This window comes from Phycicoccus sp. Root563 (assembly GCF_001427915.1).
Lineage (GTDB): Bacteria > Actinomycetota > Actinomycetes > Actinomycetales > Dermatophilaceae > Pedococcus.
In genome coordinates this window covers 212,069-228,671 of the sequence record NZ_LMGM01000002.1, presented here as the reverse complement: position 1 = coordinate 228,671, position 16,603 = coordinate 212,069, and the positions used below count along the sequence as shown (strand labels likewise).

18 protein-coding genes are annotated in these 16,603 nt (G+C 71.3%); 10 read left to right on the top strand and 8 right to left on the bottom strand.

Going from position 1 to position 16,603, the window contains the following annotated elements:
* Nucleotides 1-156: 156 nt before the first annotated feature.
* The 3 genes from ASD62_RS18395 to ASD62_RS18385 form a co-directional block, all read left to right on the top strand.
* On the top strand, nucleotides 157-1,358 hold a 1,202-nt coding region (locus tag ASD62_RS18395; protein WP_157581654.1), incomplete at its 5' end, for an MFS transporter.
* A 104-nt stretch (nucleotides 1,359-1,462) separates the two neighbouring features.
* Nucleotides 1,463-3,304, top strand: coding sequence for a translation elongation factor 4 (gene lepA / locus ASD62_RS18390; protein WP_056917671.1), 1,842 nt, complete (start codon nucleotides 1,463-1,465; stop codon nucleotides 3,302-3,304).
* A 112-nt stretch (nucleotides 3,305-3,416) separates the two neighbouring features.
* Nucleotides 3,417-3,887, top strand: coding sequence for a hotdog fold domain-containing protein (locus tag ASD62_RS18385; RefSeq protein WP_056917670.1), 471 nt, complete (start codon nucleotides 3,417-3,419; stop codon nucleotides 3,885-3,887).
* A 55-nt stretch (nucleotides 3,888-3,942) separates the two neighbouring features.
* On the opposite strand, the gene ASD62_RS18380 is transcribed toward ASD62_RS18385, so the two are convergent.
* The 4 genes from ASD62_RS18380 to ASD62_RS18365 form a co-directional block, all read right to left on the bottom strand.
* Complete coding sequence (locus tag ASD62_RS18380) at nucleotides 3,943-4,389, bottom strand: PH domain-containing protein (RefSeq protein WP_056917669.1); 447 nt, start codon at nucleotides 4,387-4,389, stop codon at nucleotides 3,943-3,945.
* A gap of 181 nt (nucleotides 4,390-4,570) precedes the next feature.
* Nucleotides 4,571-5,116 (bottom strand): NUDIX hydrolase, encoded by a 546-nt coding sequence (locus ASD62_RS18375; RefSeq protein ID WP_056917668.1) that lies wholly within the window; start codon nucleotides 5,114-5,116, stop codon nucleotides 4,571-4,573.
* On the bottom strand, nucleotides 5,113-5,910 hold the full coding sequence (locus ASD62_RS18370; RefSeq protein WP_235530791.1) for a tyrosine-protein phosphatase: 798 nt from the start codon (nucleotides 5,908-5,910) through the stop codon (nucleotides 5,113-5,115). The genes ASD62_RS18375 and ASD62_RS18370 overlap by 4 nt, the downstream gene beginning before the upstream one ends.
* A gap of 9 nt (nucleotides 5,911-5,919) precedes the next feature.
* Nucleotides 5,920-6,864, bottom strand: a complete 945-nt coding sequence (locus ASD62_RS18365) for an ornithine cyclodeaminase (protein ID WP_056917667.1) — start codon at nucleotides 6,862-6,864, stop codon at nucleotides 5,920-5,922.
* Nucleotides 6,865-6,905: 41 nt separating this feature from the next.
* Here ASD62_RS18365 and hemW point away from each other — a divergent pair, with 41 nt between their 5' ends.
* A complete protein-coding gene (gene hemW, locus ASD62_RS18360; RefSeq protein ID WP_056917666.1) occupies nucleotides 6,906-8,138 on the top strand; it encodes a radical SAM family heme chaperone HemW in 1,233 nt (410 codons plus the stop codon).
* A 7-nt stretch (nucleotides 8,139-8,145) separates the two neighbouring features.
* Here hemW and ASD62_RS18355 read toward each other — a convergent pair whose 3' ends face one another.
* Together ASD62_RS18355 and ASD62_RS18350 are read right to left on the bottom strand one after the other, a co-directional pair.
* A complete protein-coding gene (locus tag ASD62_RS18355; RefSeq protein ID WP_235530790.1) occupies nucleotides 8,146-8,586 on the bottom strand; it encodes a DUF4870 domain-containing protein in 441 nt (146 codons plus the stop codon).
* Between the two features lie 163 nt (nucleotides 8,587-8,749).
* Nucleotides 8,750-9,625, bottom strand: coding sequence for a DUF3097 domain-containing protein (locus ASD62_RS18350; protein WP_056917876.1), 876 nt, complete (start codon nucleotides 9,623-9,625; stop codon nucleotides 8,750-8,752).
* A 210-nt stretch (nucleotides 9,626-9,835) separates the two neighbouring features.
* On the opposite strand from ASD62_RS18350, the gene hrcA reads away from it, so the two are divergent.
* Genes hrcA through ASD62_RS18335 form a run of 3 tightly spaced genes read left to right on the top strand, consistent with a single transcriptional unit; the run spans nucleotide 9,836 to nucleotide 12,827 of the window.
* Entirely contained in the window at nucleotides 9,836-10,867 is a 1,032-nt protein-coding gene (gene hrcA, locus ASD62_RS18345; protein ID WP_056917665.1) for a heat-inducible transcriptional repressor HrcA, read from the top strand.
* A 58-nt stretch (nucleotides 10,868-10,925) separates the two neighbouring features.
* The gene (gene dnaJ / locus ASD62_RS18340) at nucleotides 10,926-12,050 is read left to right on the top strand and encodes a molecular chaperone DnaJ (protein ID WP_056917664.1); all 1,125 of its coding nucleotides are present in this window, start codon (nucleotides 10,926-10,928) and stop codon (nucleotides 12,048-12,050) included.
* 33 nt (nucleotides 12,051-12,083) lie between these two features.
* Nucleotides 12,084-12,827, top strand: coding sequence for a 16S rRNA (uracil(1498)-N(3))-methyltransferase (locus tag ASD62_RS18335; RefSeq protein WP_056917663.1), 744 nt, complete (start codon nucleotides 12,084-12,086; stop codon nucleotides 12,825-12,827).
* 15 nt (nucleotides 12,828-12,842) lie between these two features.
* Here ASD62_RS18335 and ASD62_RS18330 read toward each other — a convergent pair whose 3' ends face one another.
* Nucleotides 12,843-14,003 (bottom strand): Gmad2 immunoglobulin-like domain-containing protein, encoded by a 1,161-nt coding sequence (locus ASD62_RS18330; protein WP_056917662.1) that lies wholly within the window; start codon nucleotides 14,001-14,003, stop codon nucleotides 12,843-12,845.
* Nucleotides 14,000-14,608 (bottom strand): SigE family RNA polymerase sigma factor, encoded by a 609-nt coding sequence (locus ASD62_RS18325; RefSeq protein WP_235529267.1) that lies wholly within the window; start codon nucleotides 14,606-14,608, stop codon nucleotides 14,000-14,002. Before ASD62_RS18325 ends, ASD62_RS18330 begins: the two co-directional genes overlap by 4 nt.
* A gap of 70 nt (nucleotides 14,609-14,678) precedes the next feature.
* On the opposite strand from ASD62_RS18325, the gene ASD62_RS18320 reads away from it, so the two are divergent.
* Genes ASD62_RS18320 through ybeY form a run of 3 tightly spaced genes read left to right on the top strand, consistent with a single transcriptional unit; the run spans nucleotide 14,679 to nucleotide 16,602 of the window.
* Nucleotides 14,679-15,059 (top strand): histidine triad nucleotide-binding protein, encoded by a 381-nt coding sequence (locus tag ASD62_RS18320; RefSeq protein ID WP_056917661.1) that lies wholly within the window; start codon nucleotides 14,679-14,681, stop codon nucleotides 15,057-15,059.
* A gap of 24 nt (nucleotides 15,060-15,083) precedes the next feature.
* Nucleotides 15,084-16,157: a PhoH family protein gene (locus ASD62_RS18315; protein WP_082553370.1), complete on the top strand. Its 1,074-nt coding sequence runs from the start codon at nucleotides 15,084-15,086 to the stop codon at nucleotides 16,155-16,157.
* Nucleotides 16,135-16,602, top strand: coding sequence for an rRNA maturation RNase YbeY (gene ybeY / locus ASD62_RS18310; RefSeq protein ID WP_056917659.1), 468 nt, complete (start codon nucleotides 16,135-16,137; stop codon nucleotides 16,600-16,602). Before ASD62_RS18315 ends, ybeY begins: the two co-directional genes overlap by 23 nt.
* Nucleotide 16,603: the final 1 nt, after the last annotated feature.

The following is a 16,603-nucleotide window of genomic DNA, read 5'->3' as shown; positions in this document are numbered from 1 at the left end:
TCTCGACCGCTGACGGCTCGCGTCGAGGCGGGTACAGGTCGTGGGACAGTCGGGGAATGCACCACGACGCACGATCCGTTGCACCGCTGTGACCGAGTCCGCTCCGCCCGTGCCCGCCGCACTGACCACCGAGCCGAGCGACCCGGTGGGTCCNNNCGAGCCACACCAACCTGGCGCTGCTCGCGCTCGCCATCGGCGGGTTCGCGATCGGGACGACCGAGTTCGTCACGATGGGCCTGCTCCCCGAGGTCGCCGACGGGGTGGGCATCTCCATCCCGACGGCCGGTCACGTCGTCTCCGCGTATGCCGCCGGCGTGGTCGTCGGCGCCCCGGTCCTGGCGACCCTGGGCTCGAAGATGCCGCGCAAGCGCCTGCTGCTCTGGCTGATGGGCGGCTTCGCCGTCGCGAACGGCCTGTCCGCGCTCGCCAGCAGCTACGGCCTCCTCATGGCGGCGCGGTTCCTCTCCGGCCTGCCGCACGGCGCCTACTTCGGCGTGGGTTCGCTCGTGGCCGCCTCGCTCGTGCCCGCGCACCGCCGCACGTGGGCGGTCTCGATGATGATCACCGGACTCACCGTGGCCAACATCGTGGGGGTCCCGCTCACCACCCGCCTCGGCCAGTCCTACGGCTGGCAGTGGCCGTATGCCGCGGTGTCCGTCCTCGCGGCCGTCACCGTCCTCGCGGTCTGGCGCTGGGTGCCCTTCTGCCCACCCGACGGGGGAGCGACGATGCGCTCGGAGTTCTCCGCCCTGCGTCGGCCCCAGGTGTGGTTCGCGCTCGCCATCGGCACGGTCGGCTTCGGGGGCATGTTCGCCACGTTCTCCTACATCGCGCCGACGATGACCGAGCTGGGTGGCTTCAGCAAGGGGGCGATCCCCCTCATCCTCGCCGTCTACGGCGTGGGGATGACCGCCGGGGCGGTGGCCTCGGGGCCGGTCTCGAAGCTGGGGCTGCTGCGCGGGATCTGCGTCCTCATGGGGACGATCGCCGTGATGCTGGCGCTCTTCGGTCCTGCCGTCCACCAGGCCAAGTGGCTGGCCATCGTGGCCGTCTTCATGCTCGGGCTGCTGCCGAGCGCGCTGGTGCCGATGCTGCAGACCCGGCTCATGGACGTCGCGCACGAGGGACAGTCCCTCGCGGCGGCGCTCAACCACTCCACGCTCAACCTGGCCAACGCGCTCGGCGCCTGGCTCGGCTCGATCGTGCTGTCCGCGGGCCTGGGGTACGAGTGGCCCTCGAGGGTCGGCGCCATACTCGCCGTGCTCGGAGTGGGGATCGCGCTGGCCTCGGGGCTGGCGCAACGGCGCACGACCCGACGCTCTCGCGGCGACGTCTCGTCGGCGGTGGCGACCGCCTGACCTCGGGGACCGCGCACGTCGCGTCACGGACAGTGGCGCGGTCGTGGGAGGATGAACCGTTCCCCGCCGTCCCACCCGTGAGGTCGAGTACACCCGTGTCCCCGATGGCCCGCACCGCGCTGCAGCCGCACGCAACGCCGCCGGACCTGATCCGGAACTTCAGCATCATCGCCCACATCGACCACGGCAAGTCGACCCTGGCCGACCGGATGCTCCAGGTCACCGGGGTCGTGGACGGCCGGGCGATGCGCGCGCAGTACCTCGACAAGATGGACATCGAGCGCGAGCGCGGCATCACCATCAAGAGCCAGGCCGTGCGCATGCCGTGGGAGCTCGACGGGATCACGTACGCGCTGAACATGATCGACACCCCCGGGCACGTCGACTTCACCTACGAGGTCTCGCGCTCGCTGGCGGCCTGTGAAGGCGCCGTCCTGCTCGTCGACGCCGCCCAGGGCATCGAGGCGCAGACGCTGGCGAACCTCTACCTCGCCATGGAGAACGACCTCACGATCATCCCGGTCCTCAACAAGATCGACCTGCCTGCGGCCCAGCCGGAGAAGTTCGCCGAGGAGCTGGCCGGCCTGATCGGCTGCGAGCCCGAGGACTGCCTGCGGGTGTCCGGCAAGACCGGTGAGGGCGTCGAGCCGCTGCTCAACCAGATCGTGCGGCAGCTGCCGCCCCCCGTCGGTGACCCGGACGCCCCGGCCCGCGCGATGATCTTCGACTCCGTCTACGACACCTACCGCGGCGTGGTGACCTACGTCCGGGTGATCGACGGCAACCTCAACCCGCGCGAGAAGATCGCGATGATGTCGACCCGTGCGACGCACGAGCTGCTCGAGATCGGCGTGAGCTCGCCCGAGCCCACACCGGCCAAGGGCCTGGGCGTCGGCGAGGTGGGTTACCTCATCACCGGCGTGAAGGACGTGCGCCAGTCCAAGGTCGGCGACACCGTGACCAACGCGGCCAAGCCGGCCAAGGAGGCCCTCGGCGGCTACCGCGACCCCAAGCCGATGGTGTTCTCGGGGCTGTACCCGATCGACGGCTCGGACTACCCCGACCTGCGCGACGCGCTCGACAAGCTCAAGCTCAACGACGCGGCCCTGGTCTACGAACCGGAGACGTCCGCAGCCCTCGGGTTCGGTTTCCGCATCGGGTTCCTCGGGATGCTCCACCTCGAGATCGTCCGCGAGCGCCTCGAGCGCGAGTTCGACCTCGACCTCATCTCGACCCTGCCCAACGTCGTCTACGACGTGACGATGGACGACGGCAAGGTCCTGACGGTCACCAACCCGAGCGAGTACCCCTACGGCAAGGTCTCCTCGGTCACCGAGCCGGTCGTCCGCGCGACGATCCTCGTGCCCAGCGAGTTCATCGGTGCGGTCATGGAGCTGTGCCAGCAGAAGCGCGGCAGCCTGCGCGGCATGGACTACCTGTCCGAGGAGCGCGTGGAGATGCGCTACACGCTGCCCCTGGCGGAGATCGTGTTCGACTTCTTCGACCAGCTGAAGTCCCGCACCCGCGGCTACGCCTCGCTCGACTACGAACCCGACGGCGACCAGGTGGCCGACCTGGTCAAGGTCGACATCCTGCTGCAGGGCGAGACCGTGGACGCGTTCTCCTCGATCGTCCACAAGGACAAGGCCTACGCGTATGGCGTGATGATGGCCAGCAAGCTCAAGGACCTCATCCCGCGCCAGCAGTTCGAGGTGCCGATCCAGGCCGCCATCGGGGCGCGCATCATCGCCCGCGAGAACATCCGCGCCATCCGCAAGGACGTGCTCGCCAAGTGCTACGGCGGTGACATCAGCCGCAAGCGCAAGCTGCTCGAGAAGCAGAAGGCCGGCAAGAAGCGGATGAAGAACATCGGTTCCGTCGAGGTCCCGCCCGAGGCCTTCATCGCAGCCCTGTCCAACGACGAGCCCGGCGCGACCAAGAAGTAGCCGCCCGCCTCTCCCGCTTTGGGTGCCCAGACGGTCGGATTTCCGACCGTCTGGGCACCCAAAGCGGAGGTGCGGCAGGCTCCCAGTGGTTACCGGTGGGTAATATCTCGCCATGGTCGACACCTACGCGCTCTACCGACGCCTGTCGCGGCTGCCTCGCGGTCGCACCGTGTTCTCGCTCGTCTTCGAGCAGGCGGCGCCGTACTTCCGCACCGCGCGCCCGCGTTTCGTCGAGCTCGGGCCGAACCGCGCCGAGCTGACGATCCGCAAGCGGCGACGCGTGCAGAACCACCTCGGGACCGTTCACGTCATCGCGATCTGCAACGGGCTCGAGGCAGCGATGGGTGCGCTGGCCGAGGCGACGATCCCGGCGCACCGGCGCTGGATCCCTCGCGGGATGGAGGTCGACTACGCAGCCAAGGCGACGACCGACATCACGTGCGTGGCCACCACCGACCCGGCCGACTGGGCGCGGACCGGTGACGTCGACGTGCCCGTGCACGTGGTCGCCACCCGCGCCGACGGCACCGCCGTGGTCGAGGGCACCATCCGACTCTGGGTGACCGACAAGCCCGCCCGCTGAGCGCAGGAGACGGGATTGCGGTCGCCGACCTCCCCGGTGGCGCCGGCCGAGGTCCTCAGCCGGCCGCTCGACGCCCCCGTGACCGTGCGTCCCGGGGCACGCCGCGGGACGCCGCGTAGTCGCTGAACTCGGCACGGCGGGATCCGGGGAGGTCCAGGGCGACCGGCTCACCGTGCTCGGTGATGACCCCGACGACGTCATCCCACGTCCACCGACCCGCCTCGGCCACGGCGGCGATGTCTTCCCACGGCAACACGCGCCACCTCAGCCACCGCCTGGTCCGGATTCCCTCGGGGGAGACGACGGTTCGGTTCCACCACCGCAGGACCATCGGTAGGCCGAAGAGCACTCCGGCGAGCAGCGCCCCCCAGCCGAGGTCGGTCACGGCCACCAGCACGACACCAACGCCGATCATGGACAGCGGTGCGACCACGGCCGTCCACACGAGGGCCGGCAGTCGGTGCATCCCCTCGATCTCGGTACCCGCGCGGTCGTTCACCATCCGTTTCCCCCCGTCGATCCGGACCCTGATCGTGGCCCCGCCAGCGAACGTGGTCAGAGTACGGCTCGTCGCGGGCAAAGGGGCCCTGACCTTGTCCGGGTGACGTGGGTACGGAGCGCAGATGCGGCCTGACTCGCCCGTGCTTCGCGGAGGTGCGCAACCGGCGCCGGACCGTGGCCGGTCAGACGGGGACTGTCGACTCCTCGACGGGGCCGAGGTCGCGCGGTGGAGTCGTGGCACCGGAGGCGAAGTCGTCCGCCAGCGACCAGAGCTCGAGCACGGTGCGCGGCCAGACCTCTTCGTCGGTGGCCTCGAGCTCGGCCCGGCTCCACCACCGGTGGTCGGTCATCGTCAGCAGCTCCTGCTCGGTGTGCCCGGCGGTGCTCACCTCGAAGGCGGGCACCCGGACGTACCAGAACGCCTCGTCCTGGGTCGTCACCACGTCGCTGTAACCGTGGACGACGACCCGGGTGGCCAACGGACCGACCAGGTCCTGCGCCGGGACCTGCACGCCGGTCTCCTCGAACACCTCGCGCACCGCAGCCTCGACATCCGACTCGTCGGGCTCGACGCCGCCGCCGGGGGTGATCCACCAGCGGGGCACGGGCGTCATACCGGGGTCGCTGTCCCGGAAGAGCAGCAGGCGGTCACGGTCGTCGACGAGGAGCACGCGCATGGCGCGCCGTCGCCCGCGCGGGCGACGGTCTGCGTCGTCGGCGGAGGTCATGCGCGCAGGTGGCCGCGGAGCGCCTCGACCTGGCCGACGCTCCAGCCCTGCTCCTGCAGCCAACCGGCGGCACCGCCGTGGCGCTCGCGGAGCACCGTGAGGATGCGGGTCATCGTCTCGGGCTTGGGGCGGTGGTGGTCCATCGGCTGGTCCTTGAGCACCTCGCCGTACGCGGGTCTCGCCATGAGCCGGCCCACGATCTGCTCGATGCGTTCACCGGTCGCGACGTAGTCGGCGACGACGTCCTCGTCGGAGACGCCGGCGACCGACAGGGCCAGGCCCACGACGGTGCCGGTGCGGTCCTTGCCGGCCGCGCAGTGCACGACCGTGGCTCCCTGCGCTCGGGAGATGACCTCCAGGGCTCCGAGGATCGAGTCCGGCCGGTCGACGAGGTAGCCGAGGTAGTGGCTGGCCCAGTAGTCGTCATCGAGCCGGGGACGGGCGTCGGCCTCCTTCTGGTTCTTCTTCGACCACGGCACGACCAGGGCGTCCCCGGCGGTGATCTCGCGCTCGTCGTCGCGGAAGAGGGAGTACCGGTGGTGCGCCGCCAGTCCGCGCACCTGCAGTGGTGCCGGGCCCTCGATGTGGACCTCGACGTTGCTGCGCAGGTCGACGATGTCGCTGACCCCGACGACCTCGACGAGGTGGTCGATGTCGGCGTCGCTGAGGTCCTGCAGGTTGTCCGAACGCAACAGCCGTCCAGTGGCGACGGTGCCTCCGTCGGTGGTGGGCAGCCCGCCCACGTCACGCATGTTGACGACACCGTCGAGGTCGATCCAGCGGGAGGTGCTCACCCTTGGACCCTACGCGGACCCGGTGTCCACCGGGTGTCCGGCACCCTGTGCCTCGGCGGCGTCGGCCACCGCTGCGGCGACGACCAGGTCACTGAGGCCGTTGCCGAGGTTCTGGCAGACGATGCGTCCGTCGGGTCGCGCCTGGTCGAGCAGCGAGCCGGTCCACGTCGTCGTCGCCGGGTACTCACCGAGCGTGCCGGCGACCCGCACCGCCTCGAACTGCGGGACGTGGTCAGCCGCGAGCACCGAGGCTCGCGCCAGCGCCGGACCCACCGAGCTGGCGTAGTCCAGCGGCAGGACCAGCGCGTCCGTGGCGATCCACGACGGGTCGAGCTCGGCGCCGGTCAGCCCGATCGACAGTCCAGTGACCACGACCGGGCGTCCCAGGACGGCTTCCCGCGCGTCGTCGGTGACGCGAAGCCGTACCCGGGGGACGTGCTCCTCCGCCCACGCCATCAGCTGAGCCCGGGCGTCGGCGCGCCGCGCGTACACGGTGACGTCGAGGTGACCCAGCGCCTCCAGCACGCGCAGGTGCGAACGTGCCTGCAGGCCGGCACCGGTGAAGCCCGCGGGCGCACCGGTCGCGGCGAGCGCAGCGATGCAGGCACCCGAGACCGCGGCCGTCCGGGCTGCCGTCAGGGCGCCGGCGGACATGACGGCCCGGGGAGCTCCGGTCCGACCGTCGTTGACGACCATGAGCCCGCTGACGGTCGGGAGCCCCTGCGACGGGTTGTCCGGGAAGATGCTGATCCACTTGCACCCCAACAGGTTTCGAGCCGGGTATGCCGCGGGCATGGCATTCGCGAACGCTCCGCCGGGTGCGTGGACGGTCGGCTTCGGCGGCACCTCGGCCTCACCCCGGGACAGGGCGACGAGCGCGTCGTGCACGAGGCGCAATGCCTCGGCCGGCGGGGGGAGCAGGGCCTCGACGTCCGCGTCGGAGAGGTGGCGCATCCGACGACGGTAGCTGCGCGGCAGGCTGAGAGGATGGCCACATGCCCAGCGCCCTGCCCGACGGCGACCCCGCGCCCGCGGACGGTCTCCTGCCCGAGTCGGCCCTGGCGACCCTGCCGTCCCGGCCGTTCGGGATCTACCTGCACGTGCCGTTCTGCTCGGTGCGCTGCGGCTACTGCGACTTCAACACCTACACGCTGACCGAGCTCGGCAACGACGGTGCGAGCGTGGCGACGTTCGCGGGTGCGGCGGTCCGGGAGCTCGACCTCGCCGCCTCGGTCCTTGGCGACCGGGCACCCGAGGTGCAGACCGTGTTCGTCGGCGGCGGGACGCCGACGATGCTGGCCGCCGCCGACCTCGCGAGCATGCTGCACGGCATACGGGACCGGTTCGGGCTGGCCGGTGATGCCGAGGTGACGACCGAGGCGAACCCCGACTCCGTGACTCCCGAGGGCCTTCGCGTGCTGGCCGATGCCGGGTTCACCCGGGTGTCGCTCGGCATGCAGTCCGCGGTGCCGCACGTGCTGCGCACCCTCGAACGCACCCATGACCCGGCCAACGTCGCCCGCGCCGTCGACGCGGCCCGGTCCGCGGGTCTGCAGGTGAGCCTCGACCTCATCTACGGAACGCCGGGGGAGAGCCTGGACGACTGGCGCACCAGCCTGCGCACCGCGACCGACCTCGCACCCGACCACGTCTCGGCCTACGCCCTCGTCGTCGAGGACGGCACCAAGCTGGCCGCCCAGGTCCGTCGGGGGCAGGTGCCGGCGCCGGAGGACGACGACGAGGCGGCGAAGTACGAGATCGCCGACGAGCACCTCACCGCCGCAGGCTTCGGCTGGTACGAGGTGAGCAACTGGGCCACTCGCGAGGACGCCCGCTGCCGCCACAACGAGGGCTACTGGGCCGACGGCAACTGGTGGGGGGTCGGCCCCGGCGCGCACAGCCACGTCGGCGGCGTGCGGTGGTGGAACGTCAAGCACCCTAACGCGTATGCCGCCCGCGTCGCCTCACCCGGCACGAGCCCGGCCCACGGCCGCGAGACGCTCACCGACGAGCAGCGCTACGACGAGCGCGTGCTGCTCGGGGTACGCCTGGTCGAGGGACTGCCGATCGACGACCTCCAGCAGGAAGGGCGGACGGCTGTCGCAGGTCTCATCGCCGACGAGCTCGTGGACGCGGCAGCGGCCCTGCGCCGTCAGCGGGTCGTGCTGACGAGGCAGGGCCGCCTGCTGGCCGACACCGTGGTGCGGCGGTTGCTCGGGCTGCGTTAGCCCGAGGTCACTTCACCAGCTCGGGCGTGAACGGGTAGCGGTACCACTCACCGTTGTTGGCCTTGATCGCCGCGATGATCGGCAGGACGATCCAGGCGATCCCCGTGGCGATCACGAACGGGATCCCGATGAGCACGAACGACAGCAGTCCGAAGACCCACAGCGCGATGGTGGTGATGATCTGGAAGTTCAGCGCCTGGGCGGCGTGGGCCCGCACGAACGGTCCACGGTCCTTGAGGAGCAGGAAGACGATCAGTGGTCCCAGGAACGGCAGCCCGACGAGGGCGGCGGCGAAGGGAGCCAGGTGGGCCAGGGTCGCCCAGGTCTTCTCGTCCTGCTGCGACATCGGCTTGGGGCCGGAGCCGTAGACCGGGGGCGGTCCGGACGGACCGGGGGGCGGCGGCACCGACTGGGAGCCGGGGGCCTGGGGCTGCGGTTGTTCGGTCATGGTGTTCCTCCGTGGTGGTGTCTTCCACCAGTGAAACGCATGACGACCCGTGCAGACAGGACTTTCGGGGTCTGGCGAGGGGCGGGTCAGGGGTGCGTCAGGGTCGACCCCGACCGTGCCCCGGTTCAGTGCCCCGGTTCAGTGCCCCGGTTCAGTGCCCGGTTCAGTGCCCCGGCTCGGTCACGAAGTCGATGAGCTCCTCGACACTGGCCAGCAGGGTGGGCTCGAGGTCGGCGTACGACCGCACCGTGCCGAGGATCTGCTTCCACGCCCGGGCGATGTCGGCCTGGCTGTCGGCCTGCCAGCCGAGGTGACGGCAGATCCCGTGCTTCCACGACTGGCCCCGTGGGATGACGGGCCACTGCTGCAGGCCCAGTCGCTCCGGGCGCACCGACTGCCAGACGTCGACGTACGGGTGGCCCAGGATCTTGACGTGCGCGGCATACGGGCCCCTGCGGCACGCCTGGACGACCTTGTCCTCCTTGGTGCCGGGCAGGAGGTGGTCGACGAGGACCCCCATCCGCTGGCCGGGGCCGGGACGGAAGTCACGGATGGCCCCGGCGAGGTCGTCCACGCCGTCGAGCATCTCGACGACGACTCCCTCGATGCGCAGGTCGTCCCCCCAGACCTTCTCGACGAGCTCGGCGTCGTGGCGGCCCTCGACGAAGATCCGTGAGCCGCTCGCGACCCGCGCCTTGGCGCCCTCGACCGCCCTCGACCCGGACGCCGTCCGCGCAGTCGCCGCCTTCGCCTCGGCGAGCTTCGCGCGGGCGGCAGCGGTCGGCGGCGTGAGGATCACCGGGGCCCCGTCGAGCAGGAAACCGGGCCCCATCGGGAACCCCTTGGTGCGGCCGCGGCGGTCCTCGAGGTGCACCACGCGCATGCCGCCGGCCTTCTCGACGCGCACGACGGCGCCGCACCACCCGGTGTCGACGTCCTCGACGACCAGGCCGGTCTCGGCCTCCACCTCGCGGGAGCGTCCCCTCGGGGGAACCTTCCAGTCGCCGGAGAGGACATCGGAGCCATAGCGGTCGGACACCGACGCAGCGTATGCCGCGTGGCCGACGCCACCGGAGAGGACGCGCCGCCGGTGCGGCCCCGGACCCGGGAACACCGTAGACTTGGCACTCGCTGAGCATGAGTGCCAGCAGAGCCGGCGTCGGCCGCCCGACCCGGACCCGCCTGCTGCCACCCGTCGCCAGCGCCGACTCAAGTCCCGTCTCCAGTCCGACCGCAAAGGAGGTGTCCGATGAGTGAGGAACGCCGTCTCGCCGTGCTGCGCGCGATCGTGCAGGACTACGTCGAGACCTCCGAACCCGTGGGGTCCAAGGCCCTCCTCGAGCGCCATCACCTCGGGGTCTCCGCCGCCACCGTCCGCAACGACATGGCCGCCCTCGAGGAGGAGGGGCTGATCGCAGCCCCCCACACGAGCGCCGGGCGCGTGCCCACGGATGCCGGCTACCGCTTGTTCGTCGACCGCCTGAGCTCGGTGAAGCCGATGTCGCCGGCCGAGCGCTCCGCCATCGCCCAGTTCCTCGAGGGGGCGGTCGACCTCGACGACGTCGTGGCCCGCACCGTGCGGCTGCTGTCCTCGCTGACGCGGCAGGTCGCGGTCATGCAGTACCCCTCGTTGACCCGCTCGTCGGTGCGGCACATCGAGTTCGTGCCGATGGGCGCGACCAGGCTGATGGTCGTGCTCATCGTCAACACCGGCCGCGTCGAGCAGAGGGTCATCGAGACGACCCACGACCTGTCCACGACCGAGGGCGAGGCCACCCTGGGGCTGGTGCGAGCGAAGATCAACGCCAGCGCCGTGGGCCAGCGCCTGGTCGACGCAGCCGCCTCCCTCGAGTCGCTGCCGGAGGAGTTCGAGCCGGCCGACCGCGACCTCGTCCGGGCCGTCGTCCGCTCCCTGGAGGACGCCCTGGTCGAGGAGCGCGAGGAGCGCGTCGTGCTGGCAGGCACGTCGAACCTCGCGCGCGTCGGCACCGACTTCCCCCTCAGCATCGGCCCGGTGCTCGAGGCGCTCGAGCAGCACGTCGTGCTGCTCAAGCTGCTCGGCACCGCCAGGGAGACGAGCGACGCCGTCTCGGTCCGCATCGGGCACGAGAACCCGTTCGCCGGACTGCAGTCGACCTCGGTCGTCGCCACCGAGTACGGCAGCGGCTCCGACCTGGTCGCGGGCCTCGGCGTCCTCGGCCCCACCCGCATGGACTACCCCACGACGATGGCGTCGGTTCGGGCAGTCGCCACGTACGTCTCCCGGATCCTGGCGCAGTGACGCCTGTGCCCGACCGGGCTCACCGATCCACCCCTCGCACCACTGACAAGGACTCTCGTTGAACGACTACTACCAGGACCTGGGCGTCTCCAAGGACGCGTCGCCGGAGGAGATCAAGCGGGCCTACCGCAAGATGGCCCGGCGCTTGCACCCGGACGTCAACCCCAGCCCCGAGGCGGAAGAGCAGTTCAAGAAGGTCTCCCAGGCCTACGACGTGCTCTCCGACGCGGAGAAGAAGCGCTCCTACGACCAGGGCGCCGACCCGTATGCCGCCGGTGCCGCCGGGTTCGGCCAGGGCTTCTCCTTCAGCGACATCATGGACGCCTTCTTCGGCGCCGGTGCCGGTCAGGCCCAGCGCGGCCCCCGGTCGCGCCAGCGCCGCGGCCAGGACGCCCTGATCCGGCTCGACCTCGACCTCGCCGACGCCGTCTTCGGTGGCGAGCAGGAGCTCACGGTCGAGACCGCGGTCGTCTGCTCCACCTGCCACGGTGACGGGGCCCAGCCGGGCACGTCCCGCCGGACCTGTGACGTCTGCGCCGGTCGCGGCGAGATCCAGCAGGTGCAGCGCTCGTTCCTCGGGCAGGTCATGACGACCCGTCCCTGCATGACCTGCCAGGGGTACGGCGAGGTCCTCGTCAGCCCCTGCTTCGAGTGCTCGGGCGACGGACGCGTCCGCACCCGTCGCACCCTGAAGATCAAGGTTCCCGCAGGCGTCGACACCGGCACCCGCATCCAGCTCACGGGGGAGGGTGAGGTCGGCCAGGGTGGCGGTCCCGCAGGGGACCTCTACGTCGAGGTCGCCGTCCGTCCGCACCAGACCTTCCAGCGCCGTGGCGACGACCTGCACTGCACCGTCGAGCTGCCGATGACGGCCGGTGCGCTCGGCACGACCCTCAAGCTCGACACCTTCGACGGTGTCAACGAGCTCGAGATCAAGCCCGGCACGCAGTCCGGTGACGCCATGACCCTCCGTGGCCTCGGTGTCACCCATCTGCGCGGTGGTGGTCGTGGCGACCTCATCGTCCACGCGACGATCCTGACCCCGACGAAGCTGGACGAGCAGCAGGAGGAGCTCCTGCGCCAGCTCGCCGCCCTGCGCGGCGAGGAGCGCCCCGAGGGTCGTATGACGCCCGCCCACCCGGGCCTGTTCGGCAAGCTCCGCGACGCGTTCAAGGCCAAGTAGCGGGGCCCGCCCGCACCGCCCCAGGCTGCTCCCATGACCCTCCCGCTCTTCCTCGTCGACCCGGCGCTGCTCGCAGGAGCGGTCCCCGGGGCGAAGGTCGTCCTCGACGGGCCGGAGGGGCGGCACGCCGCGACGGTGCGCCGCATCGCCGCGGGGGAGCGGGTGCTCCTGGCTGACGGGCTGGGGCTGCGCGCGACGTGCGACGTCGTGGCAGCCGGGAGGGCCGAGCTCGACCTGGTCGTCGCCGAGCTGGCCACCGAGCCCGAGGGCGAGCCAAGGTTCGTCCTCGTCCAGGCCCTCGCGAAGGGCGACCGCGACGACCAGGCCGTCGAGGCGGCGACCGAGTTCGGGGTCGACGAGGTCGTCCCGTGGCAGGCGTCGCGCTGCATCGTCCAGTGGCGTGGGGAGCGGGGCGACAAGGCCCGTCGCAAGTGGGAGTCGGCTGTGGTCGCCGCTGCCAAGCAGTCGCGCCGGTCTCGCGTCCCGGTCGTCGCGGAGCTGGCCACGACGAAGACCCTGGCGGCGCGTGTGGGCGCCGCGGCGGCGGCATACGTGCTGCACGAGGACGCCATCCAGAGCCTTGCGGCGCAACGGGTTCCGGACTCCGGCGAGGTGCTCGTGGTCGTGGGGCCCGAGGGAGGCATCACCCCTGAGGAGGTGGCCGCGCTCGAGGCTGCTGGCGCGGTGACGGTGCGACTCGGGCCGACGGTGCTGCGTTCGTCGAGCGCCGGACCGGCTGCCCTCGCGGTGCTCAGCGCCGCGGCGCGCTGGCGCTGAGCCCGTCCGCGAGGGCTACTTCACCGTGAAGGTGACCGAGTCCTCGGCTGCGATCGACCCGTCCTTGGCGCTGGCCTCATAGACCTTCACCGTGTAGGTGCCGGGCGCGAGGGTGCCGAGCGAGAAGGAGTAGGTGCCCCGGCTGGGCGCACCGATGGTCGCCATGGCGTTGCCGGTCTTCACGGAGGTCGTGCCTCGGGTGAGCTCCCAGCCCACGGTGGCCTCGAACACGCTCGCCTCACCCTTGACCGTGACGGGTGACGCCGACGGCAGCACCTGGTCGCGCGACGGTGCGGTGACCCAGATCGGCGCGAGGTCCTTCCAGGACTCGTCCGCCGAGGGCCGGGTGAAGGACTGGTCCGTCGAGATCGACCCGAACAGCTTCGTCGCGCCTCCCTCGATCTCGAACCTGACCGGGAGCGGGCCCCGACCGACTGCTGCCTCCGCGGTCCACACGAGCTGCTGCACCGCGAGTCGCTGGACCTCGGGGGTGAAACCCTCGGCGCCGGGACCGCTCAGCCGCACCTCGATGACGTCGTTCGCCACCGTCGCCGCGGTCACGGTGGTGCCCGACCACGGCTGGAGGTAGCCGTCGGTGTTCGAGTAGGGCTGGGCGTTCATGGCCAGGGTCAGCGCGACCGTCACCTTGTCCGCCGGAGTGGGGTCGGCTGCCACCTCCTGGCGGATGAACTCCCTGAACAGCTTGTACGTGGGTGTGGAGCCTCCGACAGGCCCGACGAAGTAGGCCGGGAACGTCATGACGACACCGGGCCCGCTGTTCGGGGACGTGGTCGGGCTCGAGGTCTGGGTGGGGGCGGTGGTGGGCTGGTCGGTGACCGAGGGGCCGGTGGCGGTGGGTGCCGGGACGGTCGCCGACGGGCTGCCCGCGGGGGGCCCGGGGGTCGCCGTGGGGTCCTGGTTGGACAGCCACACCCCGCCGGCGATCGCGGCCACCACGGCGGCCGCGGCCGCGGGCGCGAGCCAACGACGCATCCCGGTCCCCCCGGTCGCCGTGACCGGACCGGCGCGGTGGGCCTCGTGCAGGATCGTGTCGAGCCGGTCCGTGGGGCGCATCCGGCCAGACTCCTGGGTCAGCGAACGGCGCAGCTCGCGCTCGATGCGGTCGAACTCGCCCGGCTCGAAGTCGGGGTGCAGGAACTCGGTGCGGTCGCTCATGACGAGGTCTCCATCCGGTCGCGCAGGGCGGCGAGGCCGCGGTGGGCGTGGGCCTTGACCGATCCGGCGGAGATGCCGAGGGCGTCGGCGATCTCGGCCTCGCTCAGGTCGAGGTAGTAGCGCATCGTCAGGACCTCTCTCTGGCGCTGGGGCAACCGCCCGAGCGCCGTGACCATGGAGCTGGTGGCTTCGGCATCGAGGGCGCGGTCCTCCGCGCTGACCTCGGTGCGTCGTGCGTATGCGGTGGGCTCACCCTGCTCGCGCGTCAGGTACCGCTCCTCGACGCCCCGGTGGCGCAGGCCGGACCGGGCGCCGTTCACCACGGCGCGGCGCAGGTAGGCGGCCGCGCTCTCGTGGCTGCGCAACGAGTCCCACCGCCGGTGGACGGCGATGAAGGCGTCCTGGACGACCTCCTCGGCGGCGAGGTCGTCCCGCAGGAGGAGCCAGGCAAGGCGGACCAGGCCGGTCCAGTGCGCGGCATACAGCTCGGTGATGGCGACGTCGGCGCTCGGCACGTCGGCGCCCGGGGTCCTGGCGCCGGCCCCACCGGTGCCCGCACCGCCCCGCCGTCCCCGGGTGTCCCCACCGGGGTCGCGCTCTGCCACGCTCAACAGTCTCACGCTCCCTTGACGCGCAACCAGCGTCCGAGGTTGACGCGCCGATACCCTCGCCTGCATGACCGATCCGACCCCCTCGACGGAGCGCAGCACCGACCCCGACTGCCTCTTCTGCAAGATCGTGGCGGGGCAGATCCCGGCCACGGTGGTGTACGAGGACGAGGCGACGGTGGCGTTCCGCGACCTCGAACCCCAGGCCCCGACCCACGTCCTGGTCATCCCGCGCCACCACGTGCCGACGGCGGCCGCTCTCGCCGCCGAGCGGCCCGAGGACGCGGCCGCCCTGCTGGCCGCGGTGGCCCGGGTCGCCGAGCAGGAGGGCATCGCCGAGAGCGGCTACCGCACGGTGTTCAACACGGGTGCCGACGCCCAGCAGAGCGTCTTCCACGCCCACCTGCACGTGCTGGGTGGGCGGGCAATGACGTGGCCGCCCGGCTGAGCGGCACCGTAGACTGGGCGGACCATGCCTGAAGCAGATCAACCGACCACGCCGGGGGGCACGCCCGAGGGCGCGCACTCCCTGCCCACCCACACCGTCGAGATCCCTCCGCAGGTCCAGATGGTCACCCTTCTCGGACCCCGCGACGAGCTGCTCCGCACGATGGAGCGAGCGTTCCCGCAGCTGGAGATCCACGTCCGCGGCAACGAGTTCCACCTGTCCGGCCCGAGTGCCGAGGTGGCCCTCGCAGAGCGGACCATCGACGAGCTGCTGCTCGTGATCGAGGGCGGCCAGCCGCTGAACCGCGATGCCGTCGAGCGCTCGATCAGCATGCTGCGCGCCCAGACGACCGAACGGCCCGCCGACGTCCTGACGATGAACATCGTCTCCTCGCGCGGTCGCACGATCCGTCCCAAGACGCTGAACCAGAAGCACTACGTCGACGCGATCGACAAGCACACCGTCGTGTTCGGCATCGGTCCCGCCGGCACGGGCAAGACCTACCTCGCGATGGCGAAGGCGGTCCAGGCCCTGCAGGCCAAGCAGGTCAACCGGATCATCCTGACCCGTCCTGCGGTCGAGGCCGGCGAGCGGCTCGGCTTCCTGCCCGGCACGCTCAACGACAAGATCGACCCCTACCTGCGTCCCCTGTACGACGCCCTGCACGACATGGTCGACCCCGAGTCGATCCCGCGCCTGATGGCCGCCGGGACGATCGAGGTGGCGCCGCTGGCCTACATGCGTGGCCGCACGCTGAACGACGCGTTCATCATCCTCGACGAGGCCCAGAACACCTCGCCCGAGCAGATGAAGATGTTCCTCACCCGTCTGGGGTTCGGCTCCAAGATGGTCGTGACCGGTGACGTGACCCAGGTGGACCTCCCCGACGGGTCGCGCTCCGGGCTGCGGGTGGTCCGCGACATCCTCACCGGAGTCGACGACATCCACTTCTCGGTCCTCAGCCCCCAGGACGTCGTCCGGCACCGCCTCGTGGGTGCGATCGTCGACGCCTACGGCCGCTGGGACGACCTGCAGGGCGAGACGCACGGACAGCAGCAGGGAGGGCGGGCACAGCGTGAGCGTCGACGTTCTCAATGAGACCGACCACCAGCTCGACGAGCTCGAGCTGGTGGCCCTGAGCAAGTACGTCCTGGGCGCGATGCGCGTGCACCCCGGTGCGGACCTGTGCCTGCGCCTCGTCGACGAGGCGGCCATGGAGGTGCTCCACGTGCAGTGGATGGACCTGCCGGGCCCGACCGACGTGATGTCGTTCCCCATGGACGAGCTGCGGCCGGGACGAGAGGGCGAGGAGCCCGAGGAGGGTGTCCTCGGCGACATCGTGCTCTGCCCGTCCGTGGCGGCGAAGCAGGCGGCTGAGGCCGGCCATGCCACGGAGGAGGAGCTGCTGCTCCTCACGACCCACGGCATCCTGCACCTGCTGGGCTACGACCACGCCGAGCCCGAGGAGGAGCGCGAGATGTTCGAGCTCCAGCGCCAGCTGCTGCTGACGTTCCTCGCGGGCCGTGGTCGACCCGCCGGCTGAT

Coding starts and splice junctions, on each gene's coding strand:
- lepA (WP_056917671.1), top strand. CDS start 1,463: ATGGCCCGCACCGCGCTGCAGCCGCACGCAACGCCGCCGGACCTGATC.
- ASD62_RS18385 (WP_056917670.1), top strand. CDS start 3,417: ATGGTCGACACCTACGCGCTCTACCGACGCCTGTCGCGGCTGCCTCGC.
- ASD62_RS18380 (WP_056917669.1), bottom strand. CDS start 4,389: ATGGTGAACGACCGCGCGGGTACCGAGATCGAGGGGATGCACCGACTG.
- ASD62_RS18375 (WP_056917668.1), bottom strand. CDS start 5,116: ATGACCTCCGCCGACGACGCAGACCGTCGCCCGCGCGGGCGACGGCGC.
- ASD62_RS18365 (WP_056917667.1), bottom strand. CDS start 6,864: ATGCGCCACCTCTCCGACGCGGACGTCGAGGCCCTGCTCCCCCCGCCG.
- hemW (WP_056917666.1), top strand. CDS start 6,906: ATGCCCAGCGCCCTGCCCGACGGCGACCCCGCGCCCGCGGACGGTCTC.
- ASD62_RS18355 (WP_235530790.1), bottom strand. CDS start 8,586: ATGACCGAACAACCGCAGCCCCAGGCCCCCGGCTCCCAGTCGGTGCCG.
- hrcA (WP_056917665.1), top strand. CDS start 9,836: ATGAGTGAGGAACGCCGTCTCGCCGTGCTGCGCGCGATCGTGCAGGAC.
- ASD62_RS18335 (WP_056917663.1), top strand. CDS start 12,084: ATGACCCTCCCGCTCTTCCTCGTCGACCCGGCGCTGCTCGCAGGAGCG.
- ASD62_RS18330 (WP_056917662.1), bottom strand. CDS start 14,003: ATGAGCGACCGCACCGAGTTCCTGCACCCCGACTTCGAGCCGGGCGAG.
- ASD62_RS18320 (WP_056917661.1), top strand. CDS start 14,679: ATGACCGATCCGACCCCCTCGACGGAGCGCAGCACCGACCCCGACTGC.
- ASD62_RS18315 (WP_082553370.1), top strand. CDS start 15,084: ATGCCTGAAGCAGATCAACCGACCACGCCGGGGGGCACGCCCGAGGGC.